General features: G+C 35.8%; 13 protein-coding genes. 9 read left to right on the plus strand and 4 right to left on the minus strand.

Translation table 11 applies throughout. The annotated features are described in order from the left end of the window. Nucleotides 1-77: 77 nt before the first annotated feature. Nucleotides 78-497 carry a hypothetical protein gene (locus AB1414_09835; GenBank protein MEW6607732.1) on the minus strand — a complete coding sequence of 140 codons (420 nt, stop codon included), beginning with the start codon at nucleotides 495-497 and terminating at the stop codon, nucleotides 78-80. 72 nt (nucleotides 498-569) lie between these two features. Then, on the minus strand, nucleotides 570-731 hold the full coding sequence (locus AB1414_09840; protein MEW6607733.1) for a hypothetical protein: 162 nt from the start codon (nucleotides 729-731) through the stop codon (nucleotides 570-572). Nucleotides 732-1,309: 578 nt separating this feature from the next. Between AB1414_09840 and AB1414_09845 the strand changes: the two genes are divergently transcribed. The 3 genes from AB1414_09845 to AB1414_09855 all read left to right on the plus strand — a co-directional run bounded on the left by AB1414_09845 (nucleotide 1,310) and on the right by AB1414_09855 (nucleotide 3,429). After that, a complete protein-coding gene (locus tag AB1414_09845; protein MEW6607734.1) occupies nucleotides 1,310-1,564 on the plus strand; it encodes a type II toxin-antitoxin system Phd/YefM family antitoxin in 255 nt (84 codons plus the stop codon). Continuing rightward, entirely contained in the window at nucleotides 1,561-1,818 is a 258-nt protein-coding gene (locus tag AB1414_09850; protein ID MEW6607735.1) for a Txe/YoeB family addiction module toxin, read from the plus strand. Before AB1414_09845 ends, AB1414_09850 begins: the two co-directional genes overlap by 4 nt. 504 nt (nucleotides 1,819-2,322) lie before the next feature. Continuing rightward, on the plus strand, nucleotides 2,323-3,429 hold the full coding sequence (locus AB1414_09855) for a DegT/DnrJ/EryC1/StrS family aminotransferase (GenBank protein MEW6607736.1): 1,107 nt from the start codon (nucleotides 2,323-2,325) through the stop codon (nucleotides 3,427-3,429). A gap of 35 nt (nucleotides 3,430-3,464) precedes the next feature. Here AB1414_09855 and AB1414_09860 read toward each other — a convergent pair whose 3' ends face one another. Then, nucleotides 3,465-5,108 carry a sensor domain-containing diguanylate cyclase gene (locus AB1414_09860; protein ID MEW6607737.1) on the minus strand — a complete coding sequence of 548 codons (1,644 nt, stop codon included), beginning with the start codon at nucleotides 5,106-5,108 and terminating at the stop codon, nucleotides 3,465-3,467. A gap of 78 nt (nucleotides 5,109-5,186) precedes the next feature. On the opposite strand from AB1414_09860, the gene AB1414_09865 reads away from it, so the two are divergent. After that, a complete protein-coding gene (locus AB1414_09865) occupies nucleotides 5,187-6,275 on the plus strand; it encodes a tetratricopeptide repeat protein (protein MEW6607738.1) in 1,089 nt (362 codons plus the stop codon). Between the two features lie 46 nt (nucleotides 6,276-6,321). On the opposite strand, the gene AB1414_09870 is transcribed toward AB1414_09865, so the two are convergent. After that, nucleotides 6,322-6,477: a four helix bundle protein gene (locus tag AB1414_09870; GenBank protein ID MEW6607739.1), complete on the minus strand. Its 156-nt coding sequence runs from the start codon at nucleotides 6,475-6,477 to the stop codon at nucleotides 6,322-6,324. Nucleotides 6,478-6,552: 75 nt separating this feature from the next. On the opposite strand from AB1414_09870, the gene AB1414_09875 reads away from it, so the two are divergent. The 5 genes from AB1414_09875 (at nucleotide 6,553) to AB1414_09895 (ending at nucleotide 9,340) form a co-directional block, all read left to right on the plus strand. After that, nucleotides 6,553-7,170, plus strand: coding sequence for a bifunctional precorrin-2 dehydrogenase/sirohydrochlorin ferrochelatase (locus AB1414_09875; protein MEW6607740.1), 618 nt, complete (start codon nucleotides 6,553-6,555; stop codon nucleotides 7,168-7,170). Nucleotides 7,171-7,208: 38 nt separating this feature from the next. Further along, entirely contained in the window at nucleotides 7,209-7,343 is a 135-nt protein-coding gene (locus AB1414_09880) for a GxxExxY protein (protein MEW6607741.1), read from the plus strand. Between the two features lie 244 nt (nucleotides 7,344-7,587). Beyond that, entirely contained in the window at nucleotides 7,588-8,403 is an 816-nt protein-coding gene (gene ccsB, locus AB1414_09885; GenBank protein ID MEW6607742.1) for a c-type cytochrome biogenesis protein CcsB, read from the plus strand. 249 nt (nucleotides 8,404-8,652) lie between these two features. Then, nucleotides 8,653-9,021 (plus strand): hypothetical protein, encoded by a 369-nt coding sequence (locus AB1414_09890; GenBank protein MEW6607743.1) that lies wholly within the window; start codon nucleotides 8,653-8,655, stop codon nucleotides 9,019-9,021. Between the two features lie 139 nt (nucleotides 9,022-9,160). Further along, the gene (locus AB1414_09895; protein MEW6607744.1) at nucleotides 9,161-9,340 is read left to right on the plus strand and encodes a hypothetical protein; all 180 of its coding nucleotides are present in this window, start codon (nucleotides 9,161-9,163) and stop codon (nucleotides 9,338-9,340) included. Nucleotides 9,341-9,468: the final 128 nt, after the last annotated feature.

A 9,468-nucleotide genomic window follows, 5' to 3' on the forward strand; every position in this document is an offset into this window, starting at 1 on the left:
TAAAAATAATAAAATTTTTTTAAAAAATATTCGTATGCACGCTTTTAAGGTCTAAAACTTGCCTATCCCCTTGATTATTAAAAGGTTAGCACCATTTTATGGTCCATCTTTGAGGGGAAGTTCCGTTCTAACGAACCATTATTATCCAAATCTACCAGACAGATACTGGTCAGCGTCCCCCCTAAATCAGAAGAAAATAACTCATCTCCATTAGCCCGACAGACTATAACTCTATTTACAACTGGAGTGATAATTTCTAATTCTTCATCGCCATTGACATCGCCGGTTAAGGTTAGCAGGTTAGCTTGTTTAGTCCAGTCGAGTTCAAAAGGCAATTTGGGATGGGTCTTTTTAGTAGAGGCAAATGGGGAATAAAAGCTACTTGCAGGACTATATCCTTTAAATTTCCAGCCTTGTTCCACTGCTTCTACTTTAATAGAACTTAAGATGCATAATAAAATTATAATGCTTTTTATTGGAATGGGAATCACCTCCAAAGCAGAATTAATTCGATAGCACAGGGATAAAAATCACAGTTAAACATTTCGCTCCTTCAAAGCTGAATCCTTTTACTCGATGTTCAAGTTTTTGTAACCGTTCAGATATTCTGGTGTTTCTGGTGTCTTGGTGTCTGGTGGTCTGGTAGTCTTATGTAGCTCAGGCACATAGACACCAGGCACCAGACCACCTGGACGGTTATAATCTATGAAATCCTTCAAAAACTTGAACATCGAGTATTATCTCTACATATATCCTAACATAAGAGGATGTTGTTGTCAATATTTTTATTGACTTTTAGACTTACTTGAGATGGAGTTAGGATTGCAAAATACAGAATATGTAAAGTTGAGGCAGAGAATACTTATCTAAGTGGCTATATTTTCTATGCCCTTTGAGGTTCAGAAAATTTCCTCCTTATCTCCATTTTTTACTTGATCATATAGGGAAGTATAATATACCACGAATTTCACGAATTGGACGAATTAAAAGACTACCTAATTATTATATGGGAGAAATAGAGGGTCAGGTCGGGTGAATGTAGAATGCACTCAAGAGAGTTTGGGGGAAAATTTGCTTTCCGGTTTGTGACCCTACTTACTCAGCCGAATTGATTCCCAGAAAATACAACGGGTATACCTACGAGAGCTATTAATATTAATAAAAATCCTGCTAAGAACGTCTAATCTGAGACAAAAAAATAGTTGCATATAATTGATTATTGTGCTATAATTGGAAACAAGATAATGAGATGATGATAAGATGTTATCAGATGTTAATGTGTGGTTATTTTATCTTTGAGAGGAAATATATGCAAGTTACTACAATTCAGGAGGCAAAAAAGAATTTGGAGCAGCTAGTCTATCAAGCGGATACTGATGCTGAGCCTATTATGATTTTTCTTGATGACACGCATAAAGCGATTTTGTTATCAGAATGGGAATTTACCGTATGGCAAGAAACAGAATATCTCTTATCGAATCCCGCGAATGCTGCTCACTTACGAAAATCCTTGGAACAAGCACGTATTGGACATGTGACAGAACGGGAGTTAGTGAATGTATGAGACTGACATTTACTGATGCTGGATGGGAAGATTATCTCTGGCTTCAACAGTATCAACCCCAATTATTGAAACGCGTGAATGATTTGATTAAAGATGCCAACCGCACCCCGTTTAAAGGAATTGGGAAACCCGAACCATTAAAACGGGATTTGCGAGGATGTTGGTCGCGAAGAGTCACGGACGAACACCGATTGGTGTACAAGGTTGAACACGATACTCTTGTAATTATTTCATATAGGTATCATTATGAATAGAGTCAACATGAGTGTAAGTTGGGGGAGCAGAGGTTGATTATGGGATACAGCAATAAGAAGAAAAGTAAGCATTCAGTTAACAGGTGTCAGGTATCAGTGTTCAATGCTCAACTTTTAAGAGAATTAGGGACATCGTAACCGTTCAGGGTGTAACGAAGGGGAAATGGAGAAATCAGGGAAAAGGGGAAAAAGTATTCTTATTTTAGTAAGAAAATCATATTATTTAGAATGTCATTGACAACTGATGAAACCTTCTGCTACCTAATTCCCCTACCCTTCTCCTTTCTCCCCATTTCCCCTTTTCTCCTTATTTACACCTGAACGCTTACGGGACATCAAAATAAGGAAACAAATAGAGTAGTAATATTCATTACTGCCGTGATTCTCCTGGTGTTAACTGAGTGCTGATACCTGATTACTGAAAACTTACAATAAATCTTCGTGTCTCTGTGGCTTTGTGTGAGGAAATAATATCTCTGTTATCAGTTTAAAGGAGGATAAAAAATGAATAAAGTTCCATTGTTAGATTTAAAGGCACAATATGCGAGTATTTCAGGAGAAATTGATGGGGTAATAAATGAAGTTATTAGAAATGGTAGTTTCATATTAGGTGAAAATGTCAAGAAGTTAGAAGAGGAGATTGCTTCATTTTGTCAAACTAAATATGCCGTAGGCGTCGCCTCTGGCACTGATGCCCTTCTGTTGAGTCTTATGGCGTGTGAGGTAAAAGCAGGAGATGAGGTGATTACTTCACCGTTCACCTTTATTGCTACGGCTGAGGTGATAGTGCTTTTAGGGGCAAAACCTGTATTTGTTGACATTGACCCCAAAACCTATAATATTGACCCATCTAAGATTAAAACCGCTATTACTCCTAAAACTAAAGCCATTATCCCGGTTCATCTTTATGGTCAGCCAGCGGATATGGATGAAATATTACCTGTTGCCAGGGAGTATAATTTAGCCGTGGTAGAAGATGCCGCTCAGGCAATTGGGGCTAAATACAAGGGTAAAATGGTTGGTCAAATGGGCACAACGGGTGGATTTTCCTTTTTCCCGGCTAAAAACTTAGGTGCCTATGGTGATGGAGGAATAATTACGACTAACGATGAAGATATTGCCAAAAAACTTAAAATGCTACGCACTCATGGTTCACAAGTTAAATACTACCATGAAATTATTGGCACGAACAGCCGATTGGATGAATTACAGGCAGGCATATTACGGGTAAAATTAAAAAAACTGAATGAGTGGACTCGGAGACGACAGGAAATTGCTAAAACCTATAATGAGGCATTCAGGAATAAAGAAATCATAACCCCGTTTGTTGAAGCATTTAACGAGCCTGTATATAATCAATACACCATAAGGGTAAAGAATAGAGATGGGTTAATAAAACATCTAAAAGAGACAGGTGTTGATACTGCTATTCACTATCCAACACCGTTACATCTTCAACCAGCATTTTCTTACTTAGAGCATAAAGTAGGAGATTTTAAAGAAAGCGAACAGGCGGCTAAAGAGGTTTTATCACTTCCTATTTATCCTGAATTAACCTCACAACAAATCGAAACAGTTATTTGTGCACTATGTAACTATTTACTCAAATAAAGCGTAACAAAGGGAAAAAGGGAAATGAGAGAAAATTACATTATTTTACCATATTCCACGACTCTGTTTCTTCCAGTGTTTTTCGCCTCATAAAGTGCCGTATCCGCACATTTAATCAACTCTTTCTGCTCAAGAGCATCAGCAGGAAATACAGCAATACCAATACTTATGGTTACAGGTAAAGTAGTTTTAAGTCGATACGCATCTTCTTCGGTCAATAAACCTTTTTCTATTTCGTGTCTTATTCGTTCTCCTAACAAAAAGGTATTTCCCAGCGAGATATCAGTTGCAATAATCACAAATTCTTCTCCTCCGTAGCGAGCAATAATATCTGTTTGCCGAATATGGTAATTTAAGAGCATCGCCAACCTGGATAACAATATATCTCCCTCCTGATGTCCATAAGTATCATTAAAGTCTTTAAAGTGGTCAATATCTATCATTAATAAAGATAAGGAACTTTTAATCCTCTTACACCGTTCTATCTCTCTTTTTAAACTTTCTTGAAAATAGCGGTAGTTATAGAGTCCGGTTAGACCATCAGTGATGGCTAATTTTCTAATTTCATCATGCAACTGGGCATTATTTATGGATAGAGCGGCTCGAGTAGCAATCAGACTTAAAAATTTTACCTCATCTTCTTTGAATTCCATTACTTTAGAATAAACACAAGTAAAAACACCAATCGGTTTTTCATTGACAATTAAAGGAACTGAGAGCAAAGAAGATATTCCCTTTTTTGAAGTAAAGAGACGGTCATTCGAGTCTATCTTAGATAAATCACTAATGCTTACAGGCTGGCCGGTTCTAATTACTTGACCTAATATACTCTCTTCTATCTTTATTTTATTCACATCAGGAATCTTTGATAATAAATTACCTTTTTTTGCCTTGAATTCTAACTCCTGTTTGTTCTCATCAACCAAACTAATGAGGATTAAATCTGATTTCAAAAATTCATTTGTAACATCAATAATACTATTTAACTCATCCTCTAAATTCAAACTACTGCCTATTTTTAAAGAAAGTTTATAGATTTCATTTAACATTTGATTCTTTTTGTCAATCTCTTTTAAATTCCCTTTTAATCTTTGAAGGAGTTTTTGAAGTTTTTCCTTTTCTAATTCCAATTCTTCACTTTGAATTTTAATTTCCTGAGTGAGATAAACAGTAACTCCTGCAATAGCAAACAGAAGTGGAATTTTACTCAAAAGAGTAGATAAAAGCACACGGAGTGAAGGTTCAGTTAGAATTCCATTCAAAATATATAATAGACTTATACAGATAGTTATCAAAAAACATTTTAATGGGTTATAATAAGTTGCCGCAAACATAATCACCGCAAAATAAAGCAGGAAGAAATTACTTTGTAGCCCCCCAGTTAAATAAATAATCCCGCTAATAAAGATTATATCCAGTGTGCTCTCAGCATAACAGATTCGATAGCCTTTACCTTCTTGCCATTGTTGTTGCCAGGGAATGAATCTAACTAATAGATTATAAATACCAGCTAAAATAAGCAAAAAGTAAATTTGAGTATAATCTACTACTGCTTCCGGGAAGAGTTTAATGACTAATAAGACCAACAAAATTATTAACCATCTGGTCTTATTAGCAATCTTTATCATTCGTTGAGGAAAGGTTAAATACATTTTTTTACCTCCAGAGAATTCTATCATATCCAATGTTAAATGTCAAGAAGAAAATGCTTGACATTCTTTCTATATCAAAGTATAATATCAAAAGGAGAATTGTCAATGAGAATAAAGGTATGTTCGTTAATTACCATTATTTTGGTTCTTATTACGGAAATTGGAGTGTGTAAGGAAACTTTTATTTTCTGGTATAATAAGGGAGTAGATTTATATCAGAGCGGGAAATACAAAGAAGCACTTGATTGTTTTGATGAAACGATTAAGTTAAATCCAGAGGATGGAGATACATGGTATAATAAAGCTGTAACATTGGATAACTTAAAGGAATATGAATCTGCAATAAAATGCTATGATTTTGCCATAAAATACTTTGAGCCAAAATCCGCTTATGCCTGCTACAATAAAGGAATAGACCTGTATAATTTGGGGAAATACGAAGATGCCCTTATTTGTTATGAAGGTAGTATTGGTTTATATCCTGCTGATGCCGCCGCCTGGTTTAACAAAGGGGTAGTTTTATATAAACTGGGAAGATACAATGAGGCTCTTTTATCTTTTGATAAGGTTATTGAATTAAATTCTCAAGACTCAGCCGCATGGTTTAACAAGGCAATGATACTGGAAAAACTTGAGAAATATAAAGAAGCAAATTTGTCTTATGATGAGGTGCTAAAGTTAAATCCTGATGACCAGAATGCCTGGCTTAATAAAGCAAATGCCTTATATAAACTTGGGGAATATAAAGGTGCAGTTGTTTATTATGATGCTGTTTTAAGATTAGACCATAATTCTCCCCAGATATGGTTTAATAAAGGATTGGCTCTGGCGATGCTTGGAAGCTACAAAGAATCCATCAGTTGCTATGATGAGGCGATTAAGTTAAATCCAGCAGATTATCAATTATGGTTTAATAAAGGAATAGATTTATGCAAATCAGAAGAATATCAGGAGGCAACAGCCTGTTTCGCGGAAGCCACTAAATTGAATCCTGAAGATATAAATAGCTATTATAACCAGGGGGTAGCATTGTGTAAATTGAGAAGATACAATGAGGCAGTAGAATGTTTTGATAAAGCGATAAATCTCAATCCTGCTTTTCAACAAGCCTGGTATAACAAAGCAATCGCTCTACAAAATCTTGGTAAAAGAGAACAAGCAAATAACTGTTTTAAAGAGGCTCAAAGATTATGATGATAGAAGTTAGAGGTCTGTTGATTCACTTCAGATGGCTAAATAGTTAGTAACTATTCAGCATACCAAGTAAGTAGGAAGTAGGGAGTAGGAAAGTAGGAAGTAGGAAGAGGGGAAAATAATTCTTTATGCCTTGTTTCTTAAAACCTTCTGCAATATTTGCTGGAATAGAAACAGCCGCTCTCCACATCTGTTGCACCAATTCTTTCCCTTTCCTACTTCCCTACTCTCCTACTTTCCTACAAGGTGAATAGTTACAATAGTTACAAGAAAGACAATGACTTATTACCCAATATGCCTTAATTTAAAAAATAAAAAATGCCTTGTTGTGGGAGGCGGAAAAGTAGCACTTCGCAAGGTGAAATCATTGGTTGAGGCACAGGCGAAAGTTACTGTTATCAGCCCAAAATTCTCTACCTTATTTAAAGAATTGGAAAATAAGATAACCTGTTTAAAGGAAAAATATAACTCTAACCATATAAAAAAAGACACATTTTTAGTTATTGCCGCCACTAATGATAAACAATTTAATGCTAAAATTGCCAGGGATGCTAATAAATTAAATTTATTAATAAATGTTGTTGATTCTCCTGAAATGTGTAATTTTATTGTTCCAGCAATAATGGTTAGGGGAGATTTAATTATTAGTGTCTCGACAAGTGGCAAAAGTCCAGCATTAGCCAGAAAGATTAAAGAAGACCTCGAAATTATTTATGGCACTGAATATGAAGCATTAGTAGATTCATTGGCCAAATTACGAAATAAGGTTAAGGTTGAATATAAAGATGAAGAAGAAAGAAAACTATTCTGGGAAAAACTACTTTCCCTTAAAAATGCTCACCACGAAGGGCACAGAGAGCACGAAGTGAAATTTGATGAATTATCGAATTCGTAAGGGTTCAGGTAGGATAAAAATAAGGAGAAAGGGAGAAGATGGAGAAGTGGAGAAAAGAAGAGTTAACTGATAGGATTATTAATGCCTGTATTAATGTCCATAAAAAGTTAGGACATGGTTTTCTGGAGAGCATCTATCGTAATACGTCAGTCATTTGGGGGAACGAACATTAACCTGCGGAGGACAAAGCAATGAAAATAGTAGGCAAGTAGGTAGTAGGTAAGTAGGAAAGGGATAAAGGATGTGCACGGTATTCCTCTTCTGGGGGCAATGTCTCCCCCTTCCCTACTTTCCTACTCTCCTACTTCCTACTTTCAGGAGAATCTCCCATTTCACTGACGCATTACGAGATTTGTTCTGTAACATCTCCCTGCCCTTCGTGCTCTTCGTGGTGAATAGTTACAAGGAGGATTAATATTGTTTAATCTATTATTTTTTAACCTTGCCTTTGTTTTATATTCCATTTCAACTATTATTTATCTTATTTTCTTATACGCAAAAAGAGAAAGATGGAGTAATTATGGATACTGGCTGACTATTTTAAGCCTAACTGTCCATAGTTTAAGTCTAATAGTTCGAGGGTTTGAGGCTAATCACTTGCCAATGGCCAGGTTGTTTGAATCTCTATCATTTTTTGGCTGGATGGTAGTTGCTATTTTTTGTTTTATTGAATATCGGTATAAATTAAAGATATTAGGTTTGTTTGTCCTGCCAATTGTCTTTTTTATACTTCTTTGTGGATATTTTTTCCCAAAAGAGATAATACCGTTAGTTCCAGCATTGCAAAGTTACTGGCTGGGTATTCATGTGGGTTTGAGTTTATTTAGTTATGGGGCATTTGTTTGCGGATTTGAGTTTGGCTTAATGTATCTTGTTCAGGATAAAGCAATAAGATTAAAAAAACAAATGGCTTATTTGCAATTGCCTTCATTAGAGATATTAGATAATTTAAGTTATAAATCTGTGTTTATAGGATTTTTATTTTTGACTTTAGGGATAATCACGGGTGCTATTTGGGCGAATTCTGCCTGGGGTTCATACTGGAGCTGGGACCCAAAAGAGATATGGTCATTAATCACCTGGTTTGTTTATGCGGCGTATCTTCACGCCAGATTCTTGCGTGGTTGGCGAGGTAGAAAAATCGCTTATTTAACCATAATTGGCTTTGGATGTCTTTTATTTACCTTTCTGGGAGTAAATTTGTTACTGCCAGGATTACATACTTATAAATAACAGAAGTCAGAAGCCAGTGTCGTGTTGAACAAATAACGCACGGAATTTGATTCTGGTAACTGGTGATTGGTAACTGGTAATTAAATACTGTTCGGCTGAGCTCACAACGAAGCTATTTAACTATTTACCATTTACCATTTACCAGTTACCATATTCCGTGCAAAACTTACTCAATACCACACTATGAGGTCAAAAGTTAGATTTTCTAACTTCTGACCTCTATCCTCTAACTGCGGTAAAGTGATAAAAATGGATATATTCAAATTAGCTGATTTAGTCAGAACTCAAGAAACTGTTCAAAAAGAACCTGATACCTTTAGACGAAAACCTGCTCCTGAAATATCTTTTGAAGAGGCAATTAAACATCCAAAAGAATTTGCTCCGACAAAAGGTCAGGAAACGGTTATCTCTAAAGGTGAGGATAAACTTACTTTATCTGCAGAAGGTAAAACTGCCTACGAAATAACTAAACTTATCCTTGCTGTATTAAAAACTGAAGATATAAGAGAAGATAAGGTTATGATGGCAAAGGAATTATTAAATACAGGTCGCCTTTTAACCCGCCAGGGTATATTGGAAATAACTGCCAGGAAGTTAATTAAAGGCATAGGAATCTGAAATCTGACACTAATCTTTCTTTGTCATTATTTAATTAGTAACTATATGCCTTTCTAAAAAACTCCTTATTTTTTCGTAACTATTCAGCCAGTGATTGACACGGATTAGCACGGATAAATACACAGAGGTCAGAGGACAGATGAGAAAGGGGGAAACGGAGAAAGGGAGAAACGGAGAAGGAGAGGAGACACGAGGCACTATACCTGAATTTGCCTTCAACCTTGAGCCTAATTACGGACACGGATACCGGACACGATTCACGGATTTTCAGTGTTTCATCCGTGTCCATCAGTGGCTGAATAGTTACAAAAATCCTTGACTTCTATATGGTAGTCTAACCCATTACCCCCTAATCCATAAATTTCTGCTAATCAAGATAATCCCGGCTAAAATGGCTAAAAAGGTCAAATGCTCACTATTGCCTTTTACCTGTTCAAAACTCCATTT

It is taken from the genome of bacterium (assembly GCA_040755795.1).
Lineage (GTDB): Bacteria > UBA9089 > CG2-30-40-21 > CG2-30-40-21 > SBAY01 > JBFLXS01.